This is a genomic window from Bradyrhizobium sp. 4 (assembly GCF_023100905.1).
Taxonomy (GTDB): Bacteria; Pseudomonadota; Alphaproteobacteria; order Rhizobiales; family Xanthobacteraceae; genus Bradyrhizobium.
On sequence record NZ_CP064686.1, the window covers coordinates 103,038 to 129,256 of the forward strand.

At 65.1% G+C, this 26,219-nt stretch carries 24 protein-coding genes; 10 read left to right on the forward strand and 14 right to left on the reverse strand.

From position 1 onward, the window contains the following. Positions 1-4: 4 nt before the first annotated feature. From rlmN to argG, 4 genes are all read left to right on the forward strand, one after another. Positions 5-1,207 (forward strand): 23S rRNA (adenine(2503)-C(2))-methyltransferase RlmN, encoded by a 1,203-nt coding sequence (gene rlmN / locus IVB45_RS00525; RefSeq protein ID WP_247357295.1) that lies wholly within the window; start codon positions 5-7, stop codon positions 1,205-1,207. A 134-nt stretch (positions 1,208-1,341) separates the two neighbouring features. Beyond that, positions 1,342-1,836 carry a hypothetical protein gene (locus IVB45_RS00530; protein ID WP_027566342.1) on the forward strand — a complete coding sequence of 165 codons (495 nt, stop codon included), beginning with the start codon at positions 1,342-1,344 and terminating at the stop codon, positions 1,834-1,836. A 56-nt stretch (positions 1,837-1,892) separates the two neighbouring features. Next, positions 1,893-2,669, forward strand: a complete 777-nt coding sequence (locus IVB45_RS00535) for a phosphatase PAP2 family protein (protein ID WP_027566343.1) — start codon at positions 1,893-1,895, stop codon at positions 2,667-2,669. Between the two features lie 94 nt (positions 2,670-2,763). Then, positions 2,764-4,101 (forward strand): argininosuccinate synthase, encoded by a 1,338-nt coding sequence (argG, locus tag IVB45_RS00540; protein WP_247357294.1) that lies wholly within the window; start codon positions 2,764-2,766, stop codon positions 4,099-4,101. Between the two features lie 163 nt (positions 4,102-4,264). On the opposite strand, the gene IVB45_RS00545 is transcribed toward argG, so the two are convergent. The 11 genes from IVB45_RS00545 to sdhC all read right to left on the reverse strand — a co-directional run bounded on the left by IVB45_RS00545 (position 4,265) and on the right by sdhC (position 16,633). Then, positions 4,265-6,460 (reverse strand): OmpA family protein, encoded by a 2,196-nt coding sequence (locus tag IVB45_RS00545; RefSeq protein WP_247807540.1) that lies wholly within the window; start codon positions 6,458-6,460, stop codon positions 4,265-4,267. Positions 6,461-6,645: 185 nt separating this feature from the next. Then, a complete protein-coding gene (locus IVB45_RS00550) occupies positions 6,646-6,888 on the reverse strand; it encodes a hypothetical protein (RefSeq protein WP_007604217.1) in 243 nt (80 codons plus the stop codon). Then, on the reverse strand, positions 6,888-7,373 hold the full coding sequence (locus tag IVB45_RS00555; protein ID WP_247358205.1) for a pyridoxamine 5'-phosphate oxidase family protein: 486 nt from the start codon (positions 7,371-7,373) through the stop codon (positions 6,888-6,890). The genes IVB45_RS00550 and IVB45_RS00555 overlap by 1 nt, the downstream gene beginning before the upstream one ends. Positions 7,374-7,445: 72 nt before the next feature. Continuing rightward, complete coding sequence (locus IVB45_RS00560) at positions 7,446-7,832, reverse strand: VOC family protein (protein WP_007598770.1); 387 nt, start codon at positions 7,830-7,832, stop codon at positions 7,446-7,448. 20 nt (positions 7,833-7,852) lie between these two features. Beyond that, positions 7,853-8,677 (reverse strand): FkbM family methyltransferase, encoded by an 825-nt coding sequence (locus tag IVB45_RS00565; RefSeq protein WP_247358204.1) that lies wholly within the window; start codon positions 8,675-8,677, stop codon positions 7,853-7,855. 107 nt (positions 8,678-8,784) lie between these two features. Continuing rightward, positions 8,785-10,740 carry an ABC transporter ATP-binding protein/permease gene (locus IVB45_RS00570; protein ID WP_247358203.1) on the reverse strand — a complete coding sequence of 652 codons (1,956 nt, stop codon included), beginning with the start codon at positions 10,738-10,740 and terminating at the stop codon, positions 8,785-8,787. A gap of 53 nt (positions 10,741-10,793) precedes the next feature. Next, entirely contained in the window at positions 10,794-12,968 is a 2,175-nt protein-coding gene (locus IVB45_RS00575) for a hybrid sensor histidine kinase/response regulator (RefSeq protein WP_247358202.1), read from the reverse strand. 189 nt (positions 12,969-13,157) lie between these two features. After that, complete coding sequence (locus tag IVB45_RS00580) at positions 13,158-13,940, reverse strand: succinate dehydrogenase iron-sulfur subunit (protein WP_027566351.1); 783 nt, start codon at positions 13,938-13,940, stop codon at positions 13,158-13,160. A gap of 42 nt (positions 13,941-13,982) precedes the next feature. Further along, entirely contained in the window at positions 13,983-15,818 is a 1,836-nt protein-coding gene (gene sdhA, locus IVB45_RS00585; protein WP_027566352.1) for a succinate dehydrogenase flavoprotein subunit, read from the reverse strand. Positions 15,819-15,821: 3 nt separating this feature from the next. Further along, entirely contained in the window at positions 15,822-16,238 is a 417-nt protein-coding gene (gene sdhD, locus IVB45_RS00590; RefSeq protein ID WP_007598776.1) for a succinate dehydrogenase, hydrophobic membrane anchor protein, read from the reverse strand. After that, positions 16,235-16,633: a succinate dehydrogenase, cytochrome b556 subunit gene (gene sdhC, locus IVB45_RS00595; protein WP_027566353.1), complete on the reverse strand. Its 399-nt coding sequence runs from the start codon at positions 16,631-16,633 to the stop codon at positions 16,235-16,237. The genes sdhD and sdhC overlap by 4 nt, the downstream gene beginning before the upstream one ends. Positions 16,634-17,151: 518 nt before the next feature. Here sdhC and IVB45_RS00600 point away from each other — a divergent pair. Beyond that, the gene (locus IVB45_RS00600; protein WP_247358201.1) at positions 17,152-18,012 is read left to right on the forward strand and encodes a sulfite exporter TauE/SafE family protein; all 861 of its coding nucleotides are present in this window, start codon (positions 17,152-17,154) and stop codon (positions 18,010-18,012) included. A 126-nt stretch (positions 18,013-18,138) separates the two neighbouring features. Here the strand turns inward: IVB45_RS00600 and IVB45_RS00605 are convergent, their stop codons facing one another. Further along, positions 18,139-19,668, reverse strand: coding sequence for a malonyl-CoA synthase (locus tag IVB45_RS00605; RefSeq protein WP_247284954.1), 1,530 nt, complete (start codon positions 19,666-19,668; stop codon positions 18,139-18,141). 113 nt (positions 19,669-19,781) lie between these two features. Between IVB45_RS00605 and IVB45_RS00610 the strand changes: the two genes are divergently transcribed. The 4 genes from IVB45_RS00610 (at position 19,782) to IVB45_RS00625 (ending at position 23,008) form a co-directional block, all read left to right on the forward strand. Then, positions 19,782-20,543 carry an SDR family NAD(P)-dependent oxidoreductase gene (locus IVB45_RS00610; RefSeq protein WP_247358200.1) on the forward strand — a complete coding sequence of 254 codons (762 nt, stop codon included), beginning with the start codon at positions 19,782-19,784 and terminating at the stop codon, positions 20,541-20,543. Positions 20,544-20,843: 300 nt separating this feature from the next. After that, on the forward strand, positions 20,844-21,398 hold the full coding sequence (locus IVB45_RS00615; protein ID WP_027566357.1) for a fasciclin domain-containing protein: 555 nt from the start codon (positions 20,844-20,846) through the stop codon (positions 21,396-21,398). Positions 21,399-21,580: 182 nt separating this feature from the next. Continuing rightward, a complete protein-coding gene (locus IVB45_RS00620; protein WP_247358199.1) occupies positions 21,581-22,210 on the forward strand; it encodes a cytochrome b/b6 domain-containing protein in 630 nt (209 codons plus the stop codon). A 15-nt stretch (positions 22,211-22,225) separates the two neighbouring features. Then, on the forward strand, positions 22,226-23,008 hold the full coding sequence (locus tag IVB45_RS00625; RefSeq protein WP_027566359.1) for a molybdopterin-dependent oxidoreductase: 783 nt from the start codon (positions 22,226-22,228) through the stop codon (positions 23,006-23,008). A gap of 137 nt (positions 23,009-23,145) precedes the next feature. Here IVB45_RS00625 and IVB45_RS00630 read toward each other — a convergent pair whose 3' ends face one another. Then, positions 23,146-24,336 (reverse strand): YbfB/YjiJ family MFS transporter, encoded by a 1,191-nt coding sequence (locus tag IVB45_RS00630; RefSeq protein WP_247358198.1) that lies wholly within the window; start codon positions 24,334-24,336, stop codon positions 23,146-23,148. 131 nt (positions 24,337-24,467) lie between these two features. Between IVB45_RS00630 and leuB the strand changes: the two genes are divergently transcribed. After that, positions 24,468-25,580, forward strand: coding sequence for a 3-isopropylmalate dehydrogenase (leuB, locus tag IVB45_RS00635; RefSeq protein WP_247358197.1), 1,113 nt, complete (start codon positions 24,468-24,470; stop codon positions 25,578-25,580). A 119-nt stretch (positions 25,581-25,699) separates the two neighbouring features. Here leuB and IVB45_RS00640 read toward each other — a convergent pair whose 3' ends face one another. Beyond that, entirely contained in the window at positions 25,700-26,086 is a 387-nt protein-coding gene (locus tag IVB45_RS00640) for a hypothetical protein (RefSeq protein ID WP_027566362.1), read from the reverse strand. Positions 26,087-26,219: the final 133 nt, after the last annotated feature.

Here is a 26,219-nt window from a genome sequence, read left to right on the forward strand (position 1 = left end):
TTCAATGCAACCGATGACCGAGCCGCACAACGCAACGCTGGTGGAGAAGACTCCGCTCGAAACCTATGTGCCGCCGGCGAGGCCCTCGCTGATCGGCCTGTCGCGCACCGAGCTTGCCGATCGTCTCGGCGAGATCGGCGTTGCACCGGCGCAACGCAAGATGCGTGTGCAGCAGCTGTGGCACTGGATGTATTTCCGTGGCGCCCAGAATTTCGAAGAGATGACGTCGGTCTCGAAGGGCATTCGCGCCGAGCTCGCGCAACATTTCACCGTCGACCGGCCCGAAGTCGTGGCCGAGCAGATCTCCAACGACGGCACCCGCAAATGGCTGCTGCGGCTGCCGAGCGGCGACAATGTCGAGCGGGCGCATGAAGTCGAGTGCGTCTACATCCCGGAAACCGATCGCGGCACGCTGTGTGTCTCCTCGCAGGTCGGCTGCACCTTGAACTGCTCCTTCTGCCACACCGGCACGCAGCGCCTGGTGCGCAACCTCACTGCCGGCGAGATCGTGGGACAGGTGATGGTCGCGCGGGATCGTCTGAACGACTGGGCCGATCGCGAAGACGGTACGCGTCGCGTCACCAACATCGTGATGATGGGCATGGGCGAGCCGCTCTACAATTTCGACGCGGTGCGCGACGCGCTGCTGATCGTCGGCGACAACGAAGGCATCGGCATCTCCCGCCGCCGCATCACGCTGTCGACCTCGGGTGTGGTGCCGAACATCGTGCGCGCGGGCGAGGAGATTGGCGTGATGCTCGCGATCTCGCTGCATGCGGTGCGCGACGAGCTGCGTAACGAGCTGGTGCCGCTCAACCGCAAATATCCGATCAAGGAATTGCTGCAGGCCTGCCGCGATTATCCCGGCGCCTCGAACGCGCGCCGCATCACCTTCGAATACGTGATGCTCAAGGGCGTCAACGATTCGCTCGACGATGCCAAGCTGCTGGTAAAGATGCTCAAGGGCATTCACGCCAAGATCAATCTGATCCCGTTCAACCCCTGGCCCGGCACCGCCTATGAATGCTCGGACTGGGACCAGATCGAAAAATTCTCCGAATACGTCTTCAACGCCGGCTATTCCTCGCCGGTGCGCACCCCGCGCGGCCGCGACATTCTGGCCGCCTGCGGCCAGCTCAAGTCGGAGACGGAAAAGCTTTCCGCCAGGGAACGCCAGACGCTGCGAGCCATGGCGATGACGGACTAGCTTGGTAGGTGCACTGTGTTGCTTCCCCGTCATTGCGAGGAGCGCAGCGACGAAGCAATCCAGACTGCCTCCGCGGACGCATCTCTGGATTGCTTCGCTTCGCTCGCAATGACGGTAACGTTGGCTTCCTCTGCATGTCCCTGATCGGCCGCCTCATCGTCATCTTCATCGGCTTTCTCGCCGCCTGCTTCATCGGCGGCATGATCGTCGTCGTCGCGCTGTTGTTTCCGGAATTCGCCGATCTCGGCGCCGGTCCCGTCGATCAGGGCACGATCGATATCGTGCTCGGGTTCGGCTTCATCTTCGTCTCCGGCTTTGCGCTGGTGCCGGCGGCGGTGATCGTCGCGATCACCGAGGCGCTCTACATCCGCAGCGCGCTTGCCTATGCCGTGGGCGGCGGCGTCGTGGGACTCGCCTGCTATCTCGGCCTGGTCCCGTTTCATTCCGACACGCTGCAATTCGAAGGCATCGTGCGCCGCCATCTCGAGATCATGACCGGCGCCGGCATCGTCGCCGGTGTCGTCTACTGGCTGGTCGCCGGCCGCAACGCCGGCGCCTGGCGCAATCCGCCGCTGCCGCGCCAGCCGCCTCCGCCGCTGCCGTCGAATTCAAGACCGGACGTGCGGTGAGTTTCTGACTTGCCCCGGGGTTTTCATCCCCTTCCCACTCGGCTAAACCGCGCGCCATGAACCGGACTGGACTCTTCATTGCCCTGGCGCTGTGGCTCGTGATCGGCGTCGTTTTCGGCCTCTATCCCGAGCTTGATCTCAAGCTCGCTGCGCTGTTCTTCGACCCTGATACCAAGTCGTTTCCGCTCAAGTTGAACGATTGGGCCGGCTTCGCGCGCGACGCCGCGATGTGGGTCGCCTGGGCGTTCGTGCTGCCTGCGCTGGTCGCGCTCGTGGTCAAGATGGTCCGGCCCGACCGCCCGCTGATGGTATCCGGGCGCGCGATCGTCTTCCTGCTGGTCACGATCATCCTCTCAGCCGGCATCCTTACCAATCTCGCCTTCAAGTCCTATTGGGGCCGGCCGCGCCCGGTGGTGGTGACGCAGTTTGCCGGCGACCAGCAATTCGTGCCGTGGTGGGATCCGCGCGGCGGCTGCGCGCGCAACTGCTCGTTCTTCTCGGGCGAGGGCGCGACCGCATTCTGGACGCTGGCGCCGGCCGCATTGGCACCGGCGCCGTGGCGGCCGCTCGCTTATGCCGGAGCCGTGGTGTTCGGCCTCGTGACCAGCGGGCTGCGGATGGCCTTTGGCGGCCACTTCTTCACCGACGTGTCGATCGCTGGCCTCGTCACCTTCGTCGTGATCTGGTTTGCCTACGCGCTGATCTACCGCTGGCCGCGGACCCGGTTTTCGGACGAGGCGGTCGATGCCGCCCTGACCCGGCTGAACATGCCCGCCTACCGGCTGCGCCAGCGCCTGTTCGGCAGCAAGTCGAGTGCCGAGCCGTCAGTTTGAGCCATTAAAGGGGTGCCGAGCCCCGCGAAATTTGATATTCGCGCGGTCAACCCCGTGAAACGACACCCGCCCTTCGAGACCGATTGGAAGCCCCATGACCACGATCCTGAAAAGCCTGCCCAAGGGCGAGAAAGTCGGCATCGCGTTTTCGGGCGGCCTCGACACGTCGGCGGCGCTGCTCTGGATGAAGCAGAAGGGCGCGCGCTGCTACGCCTATACCGCCAATCTCGGCCAACCCGACGAAGCCGATTACAACGAGATCCCACGCAAGGCGATGGAGTTCGGCGCGGAGAAAGCGCTGCTGGTCGATTGCCGCACGCAGCTCGTCCATGAAGGCATCGCCGCGATCCAGTCCGGCGCCTTCCATATCTCCACCGGCGGCATCACCTATTTCAACACCACGCCATTGGGGCGCGCCGTGACCGGCACTATGCTGGTCGCGGCGATGAAGGAGGACGGCGTCAACATCTGGGGCGACGGCTCGACCTTCAAGGGCAACGACATCGAGCGCTTCTATCGCTACGGCCTGCTGACCAATCCGGGCCTGCGCATCTACAAGCCCTGGCTCGACCAGCAGTTCATCGACGAGCTCGGCGGCCGCGCCGAGATGTCGGCGTTCATGACCACCCAGGGCTTTGCCTACAAGATGAGTGCCGAGAAGGCGTATTCGACCGACAGCAATCTGCTCGGCGCGACGCACGAGGCCAAGGATCTCGAGAGCCTCGACAGCGGCATCAAGATCGTCAACCCGATCATGGGCGTGCCGTTCTGGCGGGACGACTGCAACGTCAAGGCCGAGAAGGTTGTGGTGCGTTTCGAGGAAGGCCAGCCGGTCGCGCTGAACGGTCAGACCTTCTCTGATCCTGTCACGCTGTTCCTCGAAGCCAACGCGATCGGCGGCCGCCACGGCCTCGGCATGAGCGACCAGATCGAGAACCGCATCATCGAAGCCAAGAGCCGCGGCATCTATGAAGCGCCCGGCATGGCGCTGCTGCACATCGCCTATGAGCGCCTCGTCACCGGCATCCACAACGAGGACACCATCGAGCAATACCGCATCAGCGGCATGCGCCTCGGACGCCTGCTCTATCAGGGCCGCTGGTTCGATTCGCAGGCTCTGATGTTGCGCGAGACCGCGCAGCGCTGGGTCGCCCGCGCCGTCACAGGCGAGGTCTCGCTCGAGCTGCGACGCGGCAACGACTACTCGATCCTCAACACGGAAAGCCCGAACCTGACCTATGCGCCGGAGCGGCTCAGCATGGAGAAGGTCGAGGACGCGGCGTTCACGCCGGCCGATCGCATCGGTCAGCTCACCATGCGCAACCTCGACATCAACGACACCCGCGCCAAGCTGAAGCTCTACAGCGACACGGGCCTGTTGTCGGGCAGTGAAGGCTCGCAGATCTTCCGTCTGGAGAATGACAAGGGCTGACGCGCCCGGGGATTGCTGCCTCGTTCGTCATTGCGAGCGAAGCGAAGCAATCCAGAGTCTTCCCGCAGCGATAGTCTGGATTGCCTCGTCGTTTCGCTCCTCGCAATGACAGAAACAAAAATGGCCGGGATTGCTCCCGGCCATTTTCATTTTGTGCTTCGCCTCAGCGCGGCGGCGCGGTGCCGGGCGGGGGCGGCGGCAGCGAGGCCTGGCCACCGTTGAGCAGCGGCGTGATGTTGCGGACGGTGACGCGGCGGTTGATCGCGCTCGGCCCTTGCGTCTGCTCCTTCAGATACTGCTCGCCGTAGCCCTGCGACGTCAGGTTCTCAGACGGCACACCGAATTGCTGGGTCAGCAATTCGGCCGCGGACTGCGCACGACGATCCGACAATGACAAATTGTCGACGTCGTTGCCAACCGCGTCGGTGTGACCTTCGATCAGGAACACCACACGCGGATTGGCCTGGATCGCACGGTTGAGACCGTCGGCGATCGACTGCAGCTTCGCCGCCTGGTCCGGTGGGATGGTCCACGATCCCGTTTCGAAGTTGATCGTGTTGAGGTCGATGCTCGGCATTTGCATGCGAACATTGGGGCTGTAGCGGATCTCGTCGAGCGTGTAGCGACGATCCACCCGTTGCACCGGCGGCGCCACCATCGTCTCGTAGATCACGTCCGGCGACGCTTCCTGGGCGTCGACGATATAACGATCGTAGGGCATGTTGACGACCGGAGGCGGCGCGTCGACATAGAAGCCGCCGACCGACCGCGGATCGCGGTAGCTGTTGTCGATGATGACGAGCTCGCGCCCGGCAGGGTCCCTGCGGATTCGACGCAGCAGCCGCCCATCCTGACCGACAACCGTAATGATCTGGCTGCCGTCGGGACGGATCACCACGGTGCGGGTATCGGCACCGACAGTCTCGGTGCGGATGTCGCGGGCGCCATAGCGGAAGCGATAGAGATCGTTGCCGCGGACGTATGTCTGCCCGCCCGGATCGCGGATGATGATGCGGTCCGGCTCGGTGTAGACGGTGCGACCGCCTTCGATGCTTTCGCGGCGCTGGTTGCGGTAGTCGGCGATGGTGGCGCCGATCACGGCACCGGCGACGACACCTGCACCGATCGCGAGCGGCGTCAGGTCACGCTGCGGCGGACGCGGCGGTGGCGGCAGAGGCGTGGTCGTGGTCGGGGCGGCGCGGAAGGCCGGCGCAACGGTGGGCGTCGCGTATTGTGCCCTGTTGGGTGGCGGGGTCGCAGCCGCCGAGCCCGGGACGGTGCTCGGTGCCGCCGCGCCAGCGGGGGGAGCCGGCGGCCGGGGCGGGGCGCCTGCCTGCGGCTGGGTCGGCGGAGCTCCGGCAGCGGGCGCGCCGGCAGGAGGCGTTCCTCCCTGCTGACCGGGGGTTGGCGTCGCGGCTGGAGCCGGGGTCGCGCCAGGAGCGGGCGTGGGTCCCGCACCGGGACGTCCGGGCAGGGGCGTCGGAGCGCCACCGGGGGTCGGGGTAGTCGTCGGCGCGGGCGTGGCGCCCGGAGCAGGTGTCGCTGATCCAGCAGCCGGAGGCGCGCCGGGACGTCCGCCGGGGGGCGGCGCACCGGGGCGGCCAGTCGGCGGCGTGCTTCCCGGAGCTGGCGTTGCGGTCGGTGCAGGCGTTGCTGTCGGAGCAGGCGTGGCGGTCGGGGCAGCAGGCGTTGCCGGGCGCGCTGCGGGAGCAGCAGATGCCGGAGGCGTTGCTGTCGGCGCAGGCGCAGGCCGTCCCGAAGGACCGGCCGCAGGAGGCGGCGGAGCTGTCGGTGCGTGCTGCTGCGGAGCGGGAGCGGGAGCGGGCGGTGGTGTGGGAGCCGGACGAGCCGCGGGCGGCGTCGGAGGCGGAGGTGTGGGTGCGTGCTGCTGCGGAGCCGCGGCGGGCGGCGGTGCCGGGGGCGTGGGAGCCGGGCGTGCCGCGGGCGGTGCAGGAGGCGGCGCATGCTGTTGCGGAGCCGCAGCCGGGGGCGGCGAAGGCGGCTTCGGAGCCGCAGGCGGCGGTGGGGGCGGTGGCGGTGCCGGACGGGCCGCAGGTGGCGGCGGAGGTGGCGGCGGAGCTGCTGGGCGCGGCGGTGCGGCAGCCGGCGGAGGTGCCGCGGGCGGATGGGGCGGTGCAGCTGCGGGCGGCGGTGCGGCCGGGCGCGCGGGCGCCGCAGGCGGCGCGGCCGCTGGCGGTCCCTTCGGCGGCTGCTTCGGTTTTCCGTCAGGGCCGGTCTCTTGTGGCTGCGCCTGCGCGACGACGAGCGGCGGCGCGCCTTGTGCATGCGATGCGGAGCTTGCGAATTGCATCGCGGTCAGAGCCGTGGTGGCAAGCAGCACGAAACGAAGGTTGGTCATGTGGTGAACTTCCCCGGAAGGTTCTTTGACGAAGTGTTGGGATGAACAGCTACGCGTTAGGCCGGATTGTGGCGGACGAAGCGGGCGCGGCCCGATTTATTTCTGCACGCAAATCACCTCACTATGGTGACGTTCATTGCGCATTCAGACGCAGGTTGCAATTGCCTCGGATGTGATGCGTCGCCTCATGCGCGGTCCCGCGGCGGACTTGCATCCGTCGCGGGATTCGGCGTGAGCGGTCCGTTCGGTCCGCGTGATGGAATCTCTTCAGGCATGCGGCCTGGCAATTCGTCGGGCGGCGCTGGCGAGCCGGGCTCGCGCACTGGCGGCGCGATTTCAGGCTGCGGATTGCCCGGCGGAATCCCCGGCGGCGGCTCGGTGGGTGTGCCCGGCGTCGACGGCGGAATCTCGGGCGGCTCAATCGGCATTACATCGAGACCTTGCGGTTGTCGCCGAGATCGGGCCGCGTGTTGGTCACTGCCGCGGCCGCCATCTTCACATAGGAGATCACGGTGCCGGGCGAGTCCCAGAACTCGGCATCGTCGGGCGCGACCTTGAGCACGCGGATGTTGGGATCTTCCGCAGAGTCCCACCACGCCTTGGCCGGCGTCGAGAACAGCTCCTTGATCTTCGCACGGTCGTTGGAGACGACGGCAGTGCCGGTCAGCGACACGTATTTCTGGCTGCTCGCATCCGCGAACGACAGGTTGATGGACGGATTGCGCGCGATCTCCTCGTCCTTGTGACGCCGCGCGTCGGTGAGGAAATATATCGTGTCCGCGTTGCGGTCGAGATAGGCGCTCATCGGCCGCGCGCGGAGCTTGTCTCCATCGCGCGTCACCAGCATCGCGAATCCGATCGTCTTCATCAGATCCCATACGCGATCGACCTCGCGGGCATTGTCGTTGGCCATGTCGTGCTCCTTCTTGCAAGGGACGACAACGGCGCGCGCGGAACGAGGTTCCGGCCGGAACATGGAACTTATCTATTCCGGCGCGTGGCAAACCGCCTCGATGTTGTGGCCGTCAGGGTCGAGCACGAAGGCGCCGTAATAGGTCGGGTGATAATGCGCCCGAATGCCGGGCGGCCCGTTGTCGCGCCCGCCCGCCGCAATCGCCGCCTTGTAGAACGCATCCACCGTGGCGCGGTCCTTTGCCAGGATCGCGACATGCACCGGCTTGTTCAGCGCGCCCTCGCCGCCGATCCAGAAATCCGGCTTGCCGTCGGCGCCGAAGCCGGCGGCCGGATCGTGTCCGGTCTGCTCCTGCGTGACCTCCATGATCAGGCTGTAGCCGAGCGGGGCCAATGCCTTGGCGTAGAACGCCTTGGCGCGCTCATAGTCGGAGACCGGGAATCCCATATGGTCGATCATCGTAACCTCGTCGTTCGTCGTCAGCGCGACAGGAACGTATTGCTCCGCGTCTTGCGCGCAACCACAAAACCGCGCGCGACCATGTCAGCGATACAATCTTCCCGCCAATCCTTTTGTGACAAATGCTCGATCACCACCGCGCGCGGCCATAGCGATTGCGGCGCGTCGCGGAAGAAGCCGATCAGCACGCGATCCTCAAACCCCTCGACGTCGATCTTCAACGCGTCCACCTTGGTGACGCCGGCCTCGTCGAGAATGCGCGTCAACCGCAGCGAGGGCACTTTGATCGCCTCCGCGCTGGCCGTGCCGGTGACGACATGCGTAGCGCCGAGATTGCCGCCCCCGCTCTCGATCATCAGCTCGCCGTCGCTGTCGCCAGCGGCCGCCTGCACCAGGCGCACCTGCGTCGCTTGTGACGCGGCCTGGTTGAACGAGAGCCGTCCAAACGTCGTCGGATGCGGCTCGATCGCGACCACTTTCCCCGATGGCCCGACCTGTCGCGCCATCACCAGCGCGAAAGTGCCGACATTGGCGCCGACGTCGACGAACACGCCGCCCTCCGCGGTGTGCTGGCGCAGGAAATCGAGCTCGTCGAGATTGTAATCGGGATTGAACAGCGCGCCGCGCTCGGTCGCGCTGCCCTGGTGATAGAAGCGGAACGATGCGCCCTGGTACTCCACGTCGACGGGACCACCGCGCAGCAGGTTCACCAATCGCGACAACCAGGGCCGGAACGCGCCGCGCTTCAGCCGCGATTGTGTCGCGAGGCGAATGATCGCGGCCTGCGCCGCGTTCGGCGCAAACGCGCCGAACGGCGCGGACGAAGGGGCATTGTCGGTCGCCAAGTCAAAGTCCTCGTTGCAAGCGGCGCATGCATAGCCGGTTTTGCCGGGGACTCCAACGCTCGATCCGGACGACAATCGCCGGGACGACGAAGAAAAGAGACCGAACCTCACGCCGCCTTTTTCGGCGGCTTGCGCTGCCTCAGGAAGCGGCCGAGCAGCTTGCGCTTGCCCTTGCGCGGGATCAGCTCGATGTCGCTGACGAGCTTTGCGCCGCCCTTGCGGCGCTCCAGCACGATCTTGCGGCTGTGGAAGGCTTCCAGCTCGACGCGATGCGCGACGCTGACGATGGTGGCCTTCGGCAGCTCGTCGGTGATCATCTTCATCATCTTGTCCTGGCTCTTCTCGTCGAGCGCCGAGGTCGCCTCGTCGAGCACGACGATGTCAGGGCTGTGCAGCAACAGTCGCGCGAAGGCCAGGCGCTGCTTCTCGCCGCCGGACAGCGTCTGGTCCCACGGTGCGTCTTCCTCGATCTTCTCCTTGAGATGGTCGAGACCGACCTTGTGCAGGGCCTCGCCGATCTCCTCCACGGTCCAGTCGTCTTCCGCGCCGGGATAGGCGACCGCGCGGCGCAAGGAGCCTGACGGCACGTAGGGTCGCTGCGGCAGCATGAACAGCCGCCGGTCGGGATGGAAATTGACGCTGCCGCCGCCCCACGGCCAGAGCCCGGCGATGGCGCGCACCAGCGTGCTCTTGCCGGTGCCGGATTCGCCGGCCACCAGCAGCCGCTCGCCAGCCTCGACCACCACCTCGGTCTCGCCGACCACGGCGGTGCCGTCGTCGAGCGTGACGGAGAGATCGTTCAGCTCCAGCATGGCATCGTTGCTGGTCTCGCCGCGCTTGATGCGGCCGATTCCGTCGCCCTGCTCGGCGCGCTCGAGACCGTCGAGCGACATCATCAGCGATGCGATGCGGCGAGCGCAGGCATTCCAGTCGGCGAGCCGCGGATAATTGTCGACCAGCCAACCGAACGCGCTCTGCACGATGGTAAAGGCGGAAGCCGCCTGCATCACCTGACCCAGCGTCATGCTGCCGTCGAGGAATTTTGGCGCGCAGAGCAGAAGAGGGACCACGGGAGCAACGAGGCTCGATCCCTGCGACACCAGCGTGGTGCGCATGTGCTGACCCGCCAGCCGCGCCCATTGCCGAAGCACGTTGGTGAAATTGCGGTCGATGCCGTCGCGCTCTTCCTCCTCGCCACCGAGCAGCGCGATGCTCTCGCCGTTCTCGCGCACGCGCGTCAGCGTGTAGCGAAAATCGGCCTCGGCCTGGTTCTTGTCCTCGGAGACCTGCACGAATTGGCGGCCGATCACCAGGATCGAGCCCGAGGCGATTCCCGCATAAAGCATCGCGGCGATCACCAGGAAGCCGGGAATGGTGACCGACGATCCCGCAAGCGTGACGGTGAGCGCACCGCCGATGGTCCAGAGCACGACGATGAAGGTCACGGCCGACAGCAGCGCAGACGTCACGCCGGCGAGAAAATCCACCGGCGAATCGGTCGCGACGCGCAGATCCTCCGCGATCCGGTATTCCGGATTCTTATGGTCGCCGCTGACGAGATTGAGCTGGTAATAGCGGCCATTGCCGAGCCAGCGCGTCAGCACGCTTGCCGTCAGCCAGGCTCGCCAGCGCCGCTGGATGCCCATGCGCGCGAACACTTGTGCCACGCCGAGCACGATGCTGCCGATCGCGAGCGGGAAGAACACCGCGGTGAGATGGAAGACGGTGGACGCCTCGCGCTTCTCGATCGCGTCGAAGATCGCCCGATTCCAGACGTTGATGCCGTATTGGAAACCGACGGTCAGGACGATCAGCACGCCGAGGCCGATGGAGTAGAGCCATGCCAGCCGGTCGCCGTTGCGGCCCCAGAAGCCGCGCGCGCTGATCCAGAAGCGGGTGAGGAGATAGTCCTTGCGGGCCTGCTCGGCCTCTTCGGGCGACAGCGCCGGGTCGGGCTCGACCAGCTCGGGCGGCGGCGGAGCCACTTCCTCGCCGGTCTCGCCGACGATTTCGACAATGGGCGGCTTCTTGCCCGATTCGCGCTTTCCGGCCGGCTTTTGCATGGCCGGATAACGCCAGCTAAATCAAAAGGTTCCCGCGAGTTCCAGGTGTCGGTTCATTCGGCGGCGCCGTTGCGGACCCGGCGGCGACGTGCGAGCCGGTGCAGCGCGCGCGATAGCTGATCGATCGCGTAGGGCTTTTGCACGAGTTCGAAATCGACATTGCCATCCTGGGACATCGCCTCGCTGTAGCCGGTGGTCAGCACCACCGGCACGCCGATGCCGCGGTCGCGGACCGCCTGCGCGAGATCGAGCCCGGTCATACCGGGCATCACGATGTCCGAGAAGACGACATCGAAGCGATCGGAATCCATGACCAGCTCGGCGAGTGCGTCGGTTGCATTGTCGACCAGCGTGATGCTGTAGCCGAGCTCGGTGAGGCCGTCGGCCGCGAAATTGGCGAGCTCGATATTGTCCTCGACCAGCAGCACCGATATGCCGCTGCCGGCCACGGCCGGAGCCGTGTTCGGTGCCTGCCGCTGCGGCAGCAAATGCGGCGCCACGCGCGGCAGGTAGAGCGCGAAGGTGCTGCCGTGGCCTACCTCGCTGGTGACTGTCACCTCGCCGCCGGACTGGCGGGCGAAGCCGAACACCTGCGACAGGCCGAGACCGGTGCCGTGGCCGACCTGCTTGGTGGTGAAGAACGGCTCGAAGATGCGCCCGAGCCGCGCAGCCGGAATGCCGATGCCGGTGTCACTGACGGCAATACCGACGAAGCCATGTTTGCCAGGAAGCTCATGGTGACCTGAAAGATCAGGGTTGCCCGAGACGGGAGCCCGCGTGTCCGCAATTGTCGCCGCGGCCTCGACCTCGAAAACGATCCTGCCCTTGCCGTGCATGGCATCGCGCGCATTGGTCGCCATGTTGATCAACGCCGTCTCGAACTGGCTTGCATCGGCATTGACGAGACAGGGCTCGGCCGGCAGCCGCATCGCGATTTCGATCGCGGGCCCGAGCAGCGTCGCGAGCATGTCGTGCAGTGACTGCAGCCGCGCGCCGACGTCGAACACTTCCGGCTTCAAGGTCTGGCGCCGCGCGAAGGCGAGCAGCTGCGAGGTCAGCTTTGCTGCGCGCCCGACCGCGTCCGCGATGGCAGTGATGTAGCGCTGGCGCCGCTCCTCGCTCAGTTGCGGCCGGTTCAGCAGATCGACCGAGGCGCGAATCACGGTCAGGAGGTTGTTGAAGTCGTGCGCGACGCCGCCGGTGAGCTGGCCGAGCGCCTCCAGGCGCTGGCTGTGCTTGAGCGCATCCTCGGCTTCGCGCCGCGCGGCGGCCTCGGCCTGGAGATGCTGGGTGCGCCGGAACGCGAACGCCAGCAGCAGAAACAGCAGCGCGGTGGCGGGAATGCCGAATACCAGATGCTGGCCCATGGTGGCGAACCAGCGTGCGCGGATTGCCGAGGTCTCCAACCCCGCGCTGACATAGATCGGATATTCGGCGATGCGTCGGTAGCCGATGCGCCGCTCGACCTCGTCCGATGGCCAGGCGATGGTGATGAGGCCATGCTCGGGATGAGCTGCGATGCTCCGGCCGACCGGCCCGTTAGGATCGAGCCTGAGGTCGCGGTCCAGCCGTGGAAGATGCGCCAGCACCACGCCGTCGGTGCGTCCCATGGCGACGAAGCTGCCGGCATCGGAGCCGATCCTGGCGTAAAAGCTCTCGAAATATTCCGGCAGGACGGAGGCCTGGATCACGCCGATGAAGCTGCCGTCGTCGGAGCCGCGGCGGCGGCTGACCCCGAAGAAGCGCGCGCCCTGATAGGGCTGACGCGGCGTCAGGGGAACACCGATGTAGCTGCCGATGCTCTGATCGACATGGGCCGCAAAATAGTCACGGTCCGCAAAGCTCTGTGCCGGCGGCGGCGAGGCCAGGCTGTTGACCAGCGACTTTCCGTCCGCATCGAAGATCCATGCCGATTTCAGCTGCGGCAGCGAATCGGTCAGCTGCTTCAGGCGGCGGTGCAGGGCCGGCTCGCGCGCGCGGATGATGTCGTCGGGCATGCCGCGCACCACCTCGTTGATCTCGGCGAGGCTGCGGTCGATGGTCTCGAACACCTTGAGCGCGTGCTCGTGCGCGACATCGAGGGTGCGCTCGATCTCGCGGTCGGCGATGGCTTTGGTCGAGGTGTAGGAGATCGAGGCGGCGATCGCGAACAGTGCAATGGGCAGCGCCAGGGACGCAGCCATCATCCACTGCAGCAATCTCAGCGAGTTGCGTTGTGCGCCCTGCACGGTCGCTCCGGTCCCACACCGGAGAGCTTACTTGAATTTCGCGCCGGGAAGGAAGCGGCTTGTAGCGGGAACCAGAGGTTGCAACCTGCCGGCCTGCTCGTGCAGGGGCGGAGGCAAAATCTGCTCGAATACGCGCCCGCCGTAGAATGCCCCGGCCATTCCGGCCGGGGATCGCAGCATAAGTGACGCCTAGATCTGGCGCTCGACCATCTTGAGCTTGAGCTCTGCGATGGCTTCCGCCGGGTTGAGGCCCTTCGGGCAGGCTTTGGCGCAGTTCATGATGGTGTGGCAGCGATAGAGGCGGAACGGATCCTCGAGATTGTCGAGCCGCTCGCCGGTGGCTTCATCCCGCGAATCCGACACCCAGCGGTTGGCCTGGAGCAGCGCGGCGGGACCGAGATAGCGCTCGCTGTTCCACCAATAGCTCGGGCACGAGGTCGAGCAGCAGGCGCAGAGGATGCACTCGTAGAGCCCGTCGAGCTTCTCGCGGTCCTCGTGGCTCTGCTTCCATTCCTTCTGCGGCGTCGGCGAGGTCGTCTTCAGCCACGGCTCGACCGAAGCGTACTGCGCATAGAAATTGGTGAGGTCGGGGATGAGGTCCTTCACGACAGGCTGGTGCGGCAGCGGATTGATCTTCACCGCGCCGTCCTTCACGTCGTGCATCGAGCGGGTGCAGGCCAGTGTGTTCTGGCCGTCGATGTTCATCGCGCAGGAGCCGCAGACGCCTTCGCGGCAGGAGCGGCGGAAGGTCAGCGACGGGTCGATGTTGTTCTTGATCCAGATCAGGCCGTCCAGCACCATCGGCCCGCAATCATGGGTGTCGACGTAATAGGTGTCGACGCTCGGATTCTTGCCGTCGTCCGGGTTCCAGCGATAGACGCGGAATTCGCGAGTTTCAGTCGCGCCCGCGGGCTTCGGCCAGGTCTTGCCGCCTGAAATCTTGGAGTTCTTCGGAAGTGCGAATTCAACCATTTCGATAAAGCTTTCGCTGTTCGTTCAGTACACGCGCGACGTTTAGTAAACGCGAGCTTTCGGCGGGATGTACTGGACGTCGTTGGTCATGGTGTAGTCGTGAACCGGGCGGTACTCGATCTTGACCTTGCCGGAATCTTCCAGCCAGGCGAGCGTGTGCTTCATCCAGTTCTTGTCGTCGCGCTCGGAGAAGTCCTCGCGGGCATGTGCGCCGCGGCTCTCGGTGCGGTTGGCGGCCGAGTTCATCGTCACCACCGCCTGCGCGATCAGATTGTCGAATTCGAGCGTCTCGATCAGGTCGGAATTCCACACCAGCGAGCGGTCGGACACGGCGATGTCGGTGATGCCGCTGTGGACCTTCTCGATCAAATTCTGGCCTTCGCTCAGGATGTCGCCGGTGCGGAACACCGCGCAATTGTTCTGCATCACGTGCTGCATGCCTTCACGCAGCTTCGCGGTCGGCGTGCCGCCGGAGGCGTAGCGGTAGTGGTCGAGCCGGCCGAGCGCCAGGTCGGACGAGTTCGCCGGCAATTCCGGCTGGCTGGCGTTCGGCGTGAGCTTCTCTGCGAGGCGCAGCGCAGCGGCGCGGCCGAACACGACGAGGTCGATCAGCGAGTTGGAGCCGAGGCGGTTGGCGCCGTGCACGGAGACGCAAGCGGCCTCGCCGATCGCCATCAGGCCCGGGATGATGGCGTTGTCGTCGCCGTCCTTCTTGGTCAGCACCTCGCCGTGATAGTTCGTCGGGATACCGCCCATGTTGTAGTGCACGGTCGGCACGATCGGGATCGGCTCGCGCGTCACGTCGACATTGGCGAAGATCTTTGCGGATTCCGAGATGCCCGGCAGGCGTTCGGCCAGCACCGCGGGATCGAGATGGTCGAGATGAAGGAAGATATGGTCCTTCTTCTTGCCGACGCCGCGCCCCTCCCGGATCTCGATAGTCATTGCGCGCGAGACGACGTCACGCGAAGCCAGATCCTTGGCGGAGGGCGCATAGCGCTCCATGAAGCGCTCGCCCTCGGAGTTGACGAGATAGCCGCCTTCGCCGCGCGCGCCTTCGGTGACGAGACAGCCCGAGCCGTAGATGCCGGTCGGGTGGAATTGCACGAACTCCATGTCCTGCATCGGCAGGCCGGCGCGCAGCACCATGCCGCCGCCATCGCCGGTGCAGGTGTGCGCCGAGGTGCAGGACGCATAGGCGCGGCCATAGCCGCCGGTCGCCAGAATTACGGACTGGGCGCGGAAGCGGTGCAGCGTGCCGTCGTCGAGCTTGAGCGCGATGACGCCGCGGCAGGTGCCCTGGTCGTCCATGATCAGGTCGATGGCAAAGAACTCGATGAAGAACTCGGCCGCGTGGCGCAGCGACTGGCCGTACATCGTGTGCAGCATGGCGTGGCCGGTGCGGTCGGCGGCGGCGCAGGTGCGCTGCGCCTGGCCCTTGCCGTAGTCCATCGTCATGCCGCCGAACGGACGCTGATAGATCTTGCCGTCTTCGGTGCGCGAGAACGGCACGCCCCAGTGCTCGAGCTCGTAGACCGCCTCGGGCGCGTTGCGCACCATGTATTCGATCGCATCCTGGTCGCCCAGCCAATCCGACCCCTTCACGGTGTCGTACATGTGCCAGCGCCAGTCGTCCTTGTGCATGTTGCCGAGCGACGCCGAGATGCCGCCCTGCGCCGCGACGGTGTGCGAGCGGGTCGGAAACACTTTGGTGATGCAGGCGGTCCGAAGACCGGCTTCGCTGCAGCCGACCACGGCGCGCAGGCCCGCGCCGCCGGCGCCGACCACGACGACATCATAGGTGTGGTCTTCGATCGGATAGGCTTTGCCGTTGGTGGCGGGAGCGCCGTTGCCCTTGCCATTGGTCTCTGTGGCCATGGGTTAGACTCCGGAGGAAAGTTTCAGGATCGCGTAGGTCGAGGCGAGCGCCACGGCGAACGAGAAGAAGTTGTTGAGCATGATCGAGATGAGCTTGAGCTTCTCGTTATGGATGTAGTCCTCGATCACGACCTGCATGCCGATCTTCATGTGCCAGGCACTGGCGAAGATGAAGAGCAGCAGGATCACCGCGATCGGCAGCGAGCCGAGGATCTGCGCGGCGCCGGCCTGGTTGCGGCCGAGCAGCATCATCACGATCACGATCACGGGGATCATCAGCAGAGTCATGGCGACGCCGGTGATGCGCTGGCGCCAGAAATCGGACGTGCCCGAATGCGCAGCGCCAAGATTGCGCACGCGGCCGAGCGGGGTGCGCATGGAGGAGCCCTTCGGAGCGCCGTGGGATTCGTCGAAACTCATCGGCCGCCTCCGATCGCGTAGGCGATGATCCAGACGAGGACCGTGAGCACGATGCCGCCGATCAACGCGCCCCAGGTCAACGCTTCGCGCTCATTGGCCTTGAAGCCGTAGCCGAGGTCCCAGACGAAATGCCGGATGCCGCTGAGCATGTGGTGCATCAGCGCCCAAGTGTAGCCGAACACGATCAGCCGGCCGATGATGCTGCCGGTGAAGGCCTGGACGTGGCCATAGGCGGCAGGGCCGGAGGCCGCCGCAATCAGCCACCAGGCCAGCAGCAGCGTTCCGGCGTAGAGGGCAATTCCGGTGGCGCGATGGACGATGGAAAGCGCCATCGTCAGCGTCCAGCGGTAGACTTGCATGTGCGGCGAAAGCGGTCGTTCGATCCGTGCGGTCATGGGCTTCGATTGCTTTATTGCGGCCCAGCATGGGCGCGCGGGGATCGCGAAAGGTCGGCTCTATTTACGGAGTCGATTTCACCTGCGCAATCACCAAATCGCCATAGATCGAACTAGGGTTCAGCTCTAGGCCCTTGATGTAACAAGGCCAATCGGCGGCTTGGTATACCAGGGCCATGGCGCACCGGCTAAAGAACGAACAGAAATTCATGCCTTGCCGCAGAGCTGCGGCGCATTGAAATTACTATTGGAACGGCTCTAAGCCGCCGCAGGCCAACCAGGGTTCGAACCAGTCATCCAAGACGTTCGAACCGGCAGGGATGATCGGCGAGCAATCTTCAATTTCCGCGAAGCGCACCGATTTTTCGCGAGACGGGCGGATATGCGCAGCCTGCATCCCACCCCAGACCGCCGATGCGGCGGTCGACCCGGCAAATCAGATCGCCTAGAGCATTGCGGGCAACTGTCCGAGCGATGCATCGGAGAAGTTGCGACCCACCGCCGGGGGCAGGTCAGGGGTGATTGCAGGACTCGATATCAAGGAGGTCGTCGAGCTCGCGCTGTTGCTGATCGCAACCGGCGCGCTCTCCGGATTTCTGGCCGGCGTGTTCGGCATCGGCGGCGGCGCAATTCTGGTGCCGGTGTTCTACGAGTGCTTCCGCATCGCCGGTGTGCCGCTCGAGGTGCGCATGCCGCTCTGCATCGGCACTTCGCTCGCCGTGATCATCCCGACCTCGATCCGTTCGTTCCAGGCGCACTACAGACGCGGCGCCGTCGATCTTGCGATCCTTCGGGTCTGGTGGCTGCCGATCCTGGTCGGCGTCGTCGCCGGCAGCGTGGTCGCGCGCTACGCACCGGAGCGGCTGTTCAAGATCGTGTTCGTCGCCGTCGCCTGGTCGGCCGCGGTACGGCTGATCTTCGCGCGCGAGAGCTGGAAGCTCGGCGATGATTTGCCGAAGGGGCCGCTGATGCGATTCTACGGCTTCTGCGTCGGCATCTTGTCGACGCTGATGGGCATCGGCGGTGGATTGTTTTCGAATCTGCTGATGACGTTCTACGGCCGCCCGATCCATCAGGCCGTGGCGACATCGTCGGCGCTCGCGGTGCTGATCTCGATCCCCGGCGCGCTCGGCTACATCTATGCCGGCTGGCCTGCGGCCGCGCACTATCCCGGCGTTGCAGCCCTGCAAGTCCCATTCGCGCTTGGCTACGTCTCCCTGATCGGCGCCGTGCTGGTGATGCCGATGAGCCTTGTGACAGCACCGCTCGGTGTGAAGGCTGCGCATGCAATGTCGAAGCGGACGCTGGAGGTCGCGTTCGGGTGCTATCTGTTCATCGTCGGCAGCAGGTTTGTGATGAGTTTGTTAGGCGGACAGTGACCGCCCCAAACTCCGTCATTGCGAGCGAAGCGAAGCAACCCAGGGGTCTTTCCGCGGCGGCACTCTGGATTGCTTCGTCGCAAGAGCTCCTCGCAATGACGACGAGAGTGCTGCGAACCACAGCCCCTATTTCTTCGCGTAAAGATCCTTGTACGTATCGCGCAGCACGTTCTTCTGCACCTTGCCCATGGTGTTGCGCGGCAGCTCGTCGACGACGAAGACGCGCTTGGGCATCTTGAACTTCGCCAGCCGGCCGTCGAGCGCCTTCAGCACCGCGGCCTCGGTCACATCCGCGCCCTTGTTGCAGACCAGCACGGCCGTGACGCCCTCGCCGAAATCGGCGTGGGGCACGCCGATCACGGCGGATTCGATCACGCCGGGCATGGCGTCGATCTCGCTCTCGATTTCCTTCGGGTAGACGTTGAAGCCGCCGGAGATCACGAGATCCTTGCCGCGGCCGAGAATGTGGACGTAACCCTTGGCGTCGATCTTGCCGAGGTCGCCGGTGATGAAGAAGCCGTCGTCGCGGAATTCCGCCTTGGTCTTCTCCGGCATGCGCCAATAGCCCTTGAACACGTTCGGGCCCTTGACCTCGATCATGCCGATTTCATCACGGGGCAGTTCCTTGGCCGTCTCGGGGTCGGTGACGCGCACGGAGACGCCGGGGAGCGGAAAGCCGACTGCGCCGGGCACGCGCTCGCCGTCATAGGGATTCGACGTGTTCATGTTGGTCTCGGTCATGCCGTAGCGCTCGAGCACGGCATGCCCCGTGCGCGCCGACCATTCGCGATGGGTTTCGGCGAGCAGCGGCGCCGAGCCCGAGATGAACAGCCGCATGTGTTGTGTGGTTTCGCGCGACAGCGCGGCGTTCTGGAGCAGGCGGGTGTAGAACGTCGGCACGCCCATCAGCACCGTGGCGCGCGCCATCAGCTTGATGATGAGATCCGGGTCGAGCTTCGGCAGGAAGATCATCGACGCGCGCGCAAACAGCGTCACGTTGGTCGCCACGAACAGGCCGTGGGTGTGGTAGATCGGCAGCGCGTGGATCAGCACGTCCTTGTCGGTGAAGCGCCAGAAGCCGACGAGCGAGAGCGAGTTCGACGCCAGATTGTCGTGGGTCAGCATCGCGCCCTTGGAGCGGCCGGTGGTGCCCGACGTGTAGAGGATCGCGGCGAGATCGTCGTTTGCGCGCGACACCGTGGTGAATTCGCTGCTCGCCTTGTCGGCGGCGTCCGTCAGCGAGCCCTTGCCGTCAGGCCCGAGCGTCTCGATTTTCGCCTTCACCTTGGCGGCGATCGGGGCAAGCCCGTCCGCCTTGGAGGGATCGCAGACCACCAGCGAGGGTTCGGCATCGCCGATGAAATAGTCGAGCTCGTTCAGCGTATAGGCGGTGTTGAGCGGCAGGTAGACCGCGCCGGCCCGCACGGTGGCCAAATACAGCACGATGTTGGCCACGGATTTCTCGACCTGAACCGCAACGCGGTCGCCGGGCTTCACGCCGCGCGCGACCAGCACATTGGCCATTTGCCCGGCCCGGGCGATCAGATCGCCATAGCTGATGCGTCCTCCGTCATGCGTCTCGATGGCGAGGCGCTTCGGATCATCCAGGCCGTCGAACAGGCGGGAAAACAAATTGGCGTTGGCAGCTTGGTTCATGCAAGATTTCCTCGACCGCAAGGCTTGACCACAAGGCTCGTCAGACAAGGCCGGTCAAAACCGAGGGCTGGATTAGCAAAAACCGCCCCGATGAAGCAACGGAGACAGTTTGCATGACCAAAAACGGGAAACGCGTGGCCTGGGTGACAGGCGGGGGCAGCGGGATCGGAGAGGCCGGCGCCGAGGCGCTGGCGGCCGACGGCTGGACGGTGGTGGTCTCGGGCCGGCGCAAGGACGCCCTGGATACCGTGGTCGCGAAAATCACTGGGGCGGGCGGAGCCGCTGAAGCCATCGCGCTGGACGTGTCGGTCGCCGCCGAAGTCCAGAAGGTGGCCGATCAAATCGTCGCGAAGCACGGCCGGATCGACCTGCTGGTGAACAATGCCGGCATCAATGTCCCCAAGCGCAGCTGGAAGGACATGGAGCTGGAGGGCTGGGACCAGCTGGTCCAGGTCAATCTCAACGGCGTGCTCTATTGCATGCGCGCGGTGCTGCCGACGATGCGCAAGCAGCAGGACGGCTCCATCATCAACGTCTCGTCCTGGGCCGGCCGCCACGTCTCGAAAATGCCGGGCCCTGCCTACACCACGACCAAGCATGCGGTGCTGGCGCTGACCCATTCCTTCAACATGGACGAATGCGTCAACGGCCTGCGCGCCTGCTGCCTGATGCCGGGCGAGGTGGCGACCCCGATCCTGAAGCTGCGCCCGGTGGTGCCAAGCGAGGAGGAGCAGGCCAGGATGCTGCAATCCGAAGATCTCGGCCGCACCATCGCGTTCATCGCGAGTATGCCGGCGCGAGTGTGCATCAACGAACTGCTGATCAGCCCGACGCATAACCGCGGGTTCATTCAGACGCCGCACAACAGGGATTGAGCGGCAGGTAGATCGTCGAGGCTCGTCATTGCGAGCGAAGCGATGCAATCCAGCGGTGCATCCGCGGTGGCAGCCTGGATTGCTTCGTCGCTTCGCTCCTCGCAATGACGCCCCTCACGAACACACCCGCACTTAGTTTCACCCATCACAAAGAAGTTTTGTTCGAAACCGCTTCGCAAACCCTCCCGTAATTCGAGCCAACGACGTCGCTGCTGCTTCACGCTCACAGGTCGCAGCCACCGTTGTTGCCCAACTCGAACGCCGGCAATCGCCGGTCACAATCCAATCGGGAGACCCTCCATGTCGAAGCGTATTGCCTATCTCACCGCTGCAGCTTTCAGCGCGCTGGCCATCACCGCGACCGTCGTCGCGCCCGCCCGCGCCGAGGAAAAGACCGTCATGGTCGGCGGCGCCGCGATGTTCCCGTCCAAGAACATCGTCCAGAACGCCGTCAACTCGAAGGACCACACCACGCTGGTGGCGGCGGTGAAGGCAGCCGGCCTGGTGCCGACGCTGGAAGGCAAGGGCCCGTTCACCGTGTTCGCGCCGACCAACGCCGCCTTCGGCAAGCTGCCGGCCGGCACCGTCGACACCCTGGTCAAGCCCGAGAACAAGGCGACGCTGACCAAGATCCTCACCTATCATGTGGTGCCCGGCAAGCTCGAGGCGTCCGACCTCACCGACGGCAAGAAGATGAAGACCGCCGAAGGCGAGGAGCTGACGGTCAAGAAGCAGGACGGCAAGGTCTGGATCGTCGATGCCAAGGGCGGCACCTCGATGGTGACGATCTCCAACGTCAACCAGTCGAACGGGGTGATCCATGTGGTCGACACCGTGCTGATGCCGGCGACCTAACACCGCGCTGCCCGGCTTCATCCCCGAACCGGATGCGACGAAATGGCGAGCCGGGGGTCCCCGGCTCGCTTTATTGTGACCATGATAGCCCGCCGGTATCGATTCGATGCCGGGCAGGGCGTAACGAAAGCGGAAGCATCGGCGTATAATTGCTGTCAGACGATGTTCAGGACGGAACCGCCATGTCGAGCCTCACAGTCACCGACGAGCAGGTCAGCACCACCCCGGCCAAAGTGATCCAACCGGCCTGGGTCCGGGTCATGCACTGGGTCAACGCCCTCGCCATGATCCTGATGATCCTGTCGGGCTGGCAGATCTACAACGCCTCGCCGCTGTTCGGTTTCAGCTTTCCGCGCGACTACACGCTCGGCGGCTGGCTCGGTGGCGGCCTGCTCTGGCACTTTGCGGCGATGTGGCTGTTGATGATCAACGGCCTTGCCTATCTCGTCACCGGTTTTGCCACCGGCCGCTTCCGGAAAAAACTGCTGCCGATCACCCCGTCCGGCGTGCTCCACGATGTCAGGGCTGCGCTGACCTTCAAGCTCGGCCATGCCGATCTCACCGTCTACAATTACGTCCAGCGCGTGCTCTATGCCGGCATCATCCTGGTCGGCGTGATCATCGTGCTGTCGGGGCTTGGGATGTGGAAGCCGGTGCAATTGCACTGGCTCGTGAGCCTGTTCGGCGACTATCCGACTGCGCGCTATATCCATTTCTTCTGCATGGCCGCGATCTGCGCGTTCCTCGTCATTCACGTTTTACTCGCGCTGCTGGTGCCGAAGAGCCTGCGCGCGATGATCATCGGCCGCTAGAGCGGAGTAAGAACCATGGCCAAGCGCTCATTCCTGATTCCCGGCGTCGACAAGCGGCTGCTGATCAAGGATTCCATCAAGACGATGCCCGAGGTCAGCCGCCGCCGCTTCATCGCGGGCGGCGCCAGCCTCGGCGCACTGACGCTGCTCACCGGCTGCGACGTGATCGACTCGTCCTCCGCCGAGGAGATGCTGAAGTCGGTTTCGAAATTCAACGATGCCGTGCAAGCCTTTATCTTCAATCCCGACGCACTGGCGCCGACGTTTCCCGAGAGTGCGATCACAAAACCGTTTCCGTTCAACGCCTATTACGATCTCGACGACGCGCCTGACGTCGATGGTGCCGACTGGAAGCTCGAAGTCCGCGGCCTCGTCGACAACAAGAAGTCGTGGACGCTTCCGGAATTGTACAAGCTGCCGCAGGTCACGCAGATCACCCGTCACATCTGCGTCGAGGGCTGGAGCGCGATCGGCAGCTGGACCGGCACGCCGATGCGCGACTTCCTCAAGCTGATCGGCGCCGACACCCGTGCAAAGTACGTCTGGTTCCAGTGCGCCGACAAGGACGGCTACAATTCACCGCTCGACATGCGCACCGCGCTGCATCCGCAGACCCAGATGACGTTCAAATACGCCGGCGAAATCCTGCCGCGCGCGTATGGGTTTCCAATGAAGATCCGCGTGCCGACAAAACTCGGCTTCAAGAACCCGAAATACGTGGTGTCGATGGAAGTCACCAACGACTACAAGGGCGGCTATTGGGAAGACCAGGGGTATAATTCGTTCAGCGGGAGCTAGCTGTTGTCGTCCCGGCGAAGGCCGGGACCATACCGCGAGCTCTATCGATTTTCGCTAGATGCCAATTCCGAACGACCAGTCTTCGCCAAAATGCTCCCTGTGGTTATGGGTCCCGGCCTGCGCCGGGACGACACTTGTTATGAGGGCGGCCCCACCTTCCGCTGACACAACGCCGCAACCGCGCCCAGCGCCAGCAGCGCGGCCGAGACGTTCAGCGCGTAACTCAAGCTCCCCAGCGCGTCCGTGATGGCGCCGACCACGATCGGGCCGAGCGTCTGGCCGACGCCGAACGAGATCGTCATCGCCGCGATCGCGGTCGGCCACACCTCGGGCGGATAGTTGAAGCGGACGAAGGCGGTGGTCGAGCCGACCACGGCGAAGAAGGCGACGCCGAACACGACGGCCGACACCGCGAGCCATGCCGGCGAATGTCCAAGCATCGGCAGGGCGGCGCCGAGCGCGTTGGTGCCGAGGATGATGGCGGTGGCCAATCCGCCGCGATCGAGCGCGAGCACGCGGCGCCAGGCCCACGGCGTGACGAAGGCGCTCAAGCCGATCAGGCTCCAGAACGCGGCCTGCGCAGCGGCCCCGCCGCCGCCGTCGCGCACATAGGCGATCATGAAAGTCATGTAGGCGATGTAGCCCGCGCCGAATAGGAAGTAGCCTGCGAGATAGACCAGCACCGGAAGAATCGCGAAGGCGCCGTGGCTGCCTTGCGAGAAACGCACGCCGCTCTCGATGCGGACCAGGAACAGCGGCACGGTCATGACGACGGACAGCAGTGTCATCGCCCACCACACGATCCACCACGAGCCCGGCCCGAAATATTGCAGCGTGAACGGGGCGATCAGGCCCGATGCGAGAATGCCGATGCCGGGTCCGGCATAGAACAGGCTGAGCAGGAAATTGGCCCGCTCCGGGCGCGACTGCGCAATGGAAGCAGCCAGCGCGCCGCCGGCGACGAAACCGGCCGCGGCGCCAACGCCGAGCACGAGACGCGCCAGGCTCAGCGCGACGAAATTCCCGGTCAGCGCGCAAGTCGCGAGCGCGGCGACGCAGGCCAGGGTTCCGCCGCGGATCGCGGCCGACCAGCCGACGCGCTGGATCAGCCGGGACGCCACAAGGGCGCCCGCGAGGTAGCCGACGGCGTTGATGGTGTTCATGAAACCGGCCGCCGAGTAGGACCAGCCGAGGTCCTCCCGCATGTCGGGCAGCACCAGCGAATAGGCGAAGCGGCCGATACCCAGCCCAACTGTCGCAGCCAGCGACAGGGTCAGGATCAACCGTGCGGGGTGGGCATCGGGTGGAGGGCGGTCAGGTGCGTGCAAGGGGTACTCCGGCATGCGCAGTGTGGCAGGCCCTGCCCGCCTTGCACAGAACCGAAGCGGCAATGGTGTCTTGCCAAGCACGCATCGCCGCTCTAGCACTCCGGCCGAAATCGACCTCAGAGGAAACGACCATGGCGACCCACAAACTGCTGCTGCTTCCCGGCGACGGTATCGGCCCCGAGGTGATGGGCGAGGTGAAGCGGCTGATCGACTGGCTCAGTTCGGCCGGGATCGCCAAGTTCGAGACCGACACCGGCCTCGTCGGCGGTTCGGCCTATGACGCGCACAAGGTGTCGATCTCGGAAGGCGACATGGCCAAGGCCAAGGACGCCGACGCGATCATCTTCGGTGCGGTCGGCGGTCCCAAGTGGGACGCGGTGCCCTACGAGGTGCGCCCCGAAGCCGGTCTGCTGCGCCTGCGCAAGGATCTCGGTCTGTTCGCAAACCTCCGTCCCGCCGTCTGCTACCCGGCGCTCGCGGAGGCCTCCAGCCTCAAGCGCGAGGCGGTCGAGGGCCTCGACATCATGATCGTGCGCGAGCTCACCGGCGGCGTCTATTTCGGCGAGCCCAAGACCATCACCGATCTCGGCAACGGCCAGAAGCGCGCCATCGATACCCAGGTCTACGACACCTACGAGATCGAGCGCATCGGCCGCGTCGCCTTCGAGCTTGCGAAGAAGCGCAAGAACAAGGTGACGTCGATGGAGAAGCGCAACGTCATGAAGTCGGGCGTGCTCTGGAACGAGGTCATGACCCAGGTCCACAAGCGCGAATACCCCGACGTCACGCTCGAGCACCAGCTCGCCGATTCCGGCGGCATGATGCTGGTGAAATGGCCGAAGCAGTTCGACGTCATCGTCACCGACAATCTGTTCGGCGACATGCTGTCCGACATCGCTGCGATGCTGACGGGATCGCTCGGCATGCTGCCCTCGGCCTCGCTCGGCGAGGTCGACGTCAAGAGCAAGAAGCGCAAGGCGCTGTACGAGCCCGTGCACGGCTCGGCGCCTGATATCGCAGGCCAGGGCCTCGCCAATCCGATCGCGATGATCTCGTCGTTCGGCATGGCGCTGCGCTATTCCTTCGACATGGGCGCGCTCGCCGACAAGGTTGACGCCGCGATCGCCGCGGTGCTGGCCAGCGGCCTGCGCACCGCCGACATCAAGTCGGAAGGCACCATTGCCGCCTCGACCACGCAGATGGGCGAAGCGATCCTGAAGGAATTGCAGAAGCTGCACGCCTGACGGCGAGCGCAGTGTTTGTAGGGTGGGCAAAGCGAAGCGTGCCCACCCGACAAGGTCTCTTCAAAACAAAAATGGCCGGGCGCGAGCCCGGCCATTTTGATTCGGTCGATAATTCCGCCTCAGTACAGCGGGAAATTCTGCGGATAGCCGCCGACATCCTGCGGCGTGCTCAGCGGCTGGCGATCGATCGGGCGGTTGAGATTTTCGCGCGCGAAGGTCGGATAGCCCACTGCCGGCGGGAAGGCATAGTCGGAGAACTTGCGGTCGCCCGGATTGACCTCGGTGCCGCCGTCGAGCCAGGAGCGCTTGCTCACATAGATGCGGGTGCGGCCCTGCTGGTAGCTCGCGTTGGGGCCGCTCGGGCCGTAATAGTGACGACCGCTGTCATAGCGCTGCTTCTTGGTGTCGGCCGAGGCGGGTGTCGCGAAGGCTGAGGACATGGCAATCACGGCGCCGGCCGCAAGCCACATCGCCAGTTTGTTCGCGGCAGAGAAATTCGAGCTCATCACGTCCCCTTCAGGCGGCAAGCCGCCAATCAATTTCGCCCTCATACTAACCCGGCCGGGGCGGCTGCAACTAGGTCTATTGGGTCACACCAGCGCTGAATAATCGTGCGCGCCGGCAAAAGTTGCATGGATA

Bases quoted from the DNA above. Each gene is read 5' to 3' on its own strand.
- IVB45_RS00570 (WP_247358203.1), bottom strand. From the start codon at position 10,740: ATGCAAAAGCCGGCCGGAAAGCGCGAATCGGGCAAGAAGCCGCCCATT.
- IVB45_RS00550 (WP_007604217.1), bottom strand. From the start codon at position 6,888: ATGCCGATTGAGCCGCCCGAGATTCCGCCGTCGACGCCGGGCACACCC.
- IVB45_RS00530 (WP_027566342.1), top strand. From the start codon at position 1,342: ATGTCCCTGATCGGCCGCCTCATCGTCATCTTCATCGGCTTTCTCGCC.
- rlmN (WP_247357295.1), top strand. From the start codon at position 5: ATGCAACCGATGACCGAGCCGCACAACGCAACGCTGGTGGAGAAGACT.
- IVB45_RS00610 (WP_247358200.1), top strand. From the start codon at position 19,782: ATGACCAAAAACGGGAAACGCGTGGCCTGGGTGACAGGCGGGGGCAGC.
- IVB45_RS00535 (WP_027566343.1), top strand. From the start codon at position 1,893: ATGAACCGGACTGGACTCTTCATTGCCCTGGCGCTGTGGCTCGTGATC.
- IVB45_RS00545 (WP_247807540.1), bottom strand. From the start codon at position 6,460: ATGACCAACCTTCGTTTCGTGCTGCTTGCCACCACGGCTCTGACCGCG.
- leuB (WP_247358197.1), top strand. From the start codon at position 24,468: ATGGCGACCCACAAACTGCTGCTGCTTCCCGGCGACGGTATCGGCCCC.
- IVB45_RS00560 (WP_007598770.1), bottom strand. From the start codon at position 7,832: ATGATCGACCATATGGGATTCCCGGTCTCCGACTATGAGCGCGCCAAG.
- IVB45_RS00555 (WP_247358205.1), bottom strand. From the start codon at position 7,373: ATGGCCAACGACAATGCCCGCGAGGTCGATCGCGTATGGGATCTGATG.
- sdhD (WP_007598776.1), bottom strand. From the start codon at position 16,238: ATGAGTTTCGACGAATCCCACGGCGCTCCGAAGGGCTCCTCCATGCGC.
- sdhA (WP_027566352.1), bottom strand. From the start codon at position 15,818: ATGGCCACAGAGACCAATGGCAAGGGCAACGGCGCTCCCGCCACCAAC.
- argG (WP_247357294.1), top strand. From the start codon at position 2,764: ATGACCACGATCCTGAAAAGCCTGCCCAAGGGCGAGAAAGTCGGCATC.
- IVB45_RS00580 (WP_027566351.1), bottom strand. From the start codon at position 13,940: ATGGTTGAATTCGCACTTCCGAAGAACTCCAAGATTTCAGGCGGCAAG.
- IVB45_RS00625 (WP_027566359.1), top strand. From the start codon at position 22,226: ATGGCCAAGCGCTCATTCCTGATTCCCGGCGTCGACAAGCGGCTGCTG.
- IVB45_RS00620 (WP_247358199.1), top strand. From the start codon at position 21,581: ATGTCGAGCCTCACAGTCACCGACGAGCAGGTCAGCACCACCCCGGCC.
- IVB45_RS00615 (WP_027566357.1), top strand. From the start codon at position 20,844: ATGTCGAAGCGTATTGCCTATCTCACCGCTGCAGCTTTCAGCGCGCTG.
- sdhC (WP_027566353.1), bottom strand. From the start codon at position 16,633: ATGACCGCACGGATCGAACGACCGCTTTCGCCGCACATGCAAGTCTAC.
- IVB45_RS00640 (WP_027566362.1), bottom strand. From the start codon at position 26,086: ATGAGCTCGAATTTCTCTGCCGCGAACAAACTGGCGATGTGGCTTGCG.
- IVB45_RS00605 (WP_247284954.1), bottom strand. From the start codon at position 19,668: ATGAACCAAGCTGCCAACGCCAATTTGTTTTCCCGCCTGTTCGACGGC.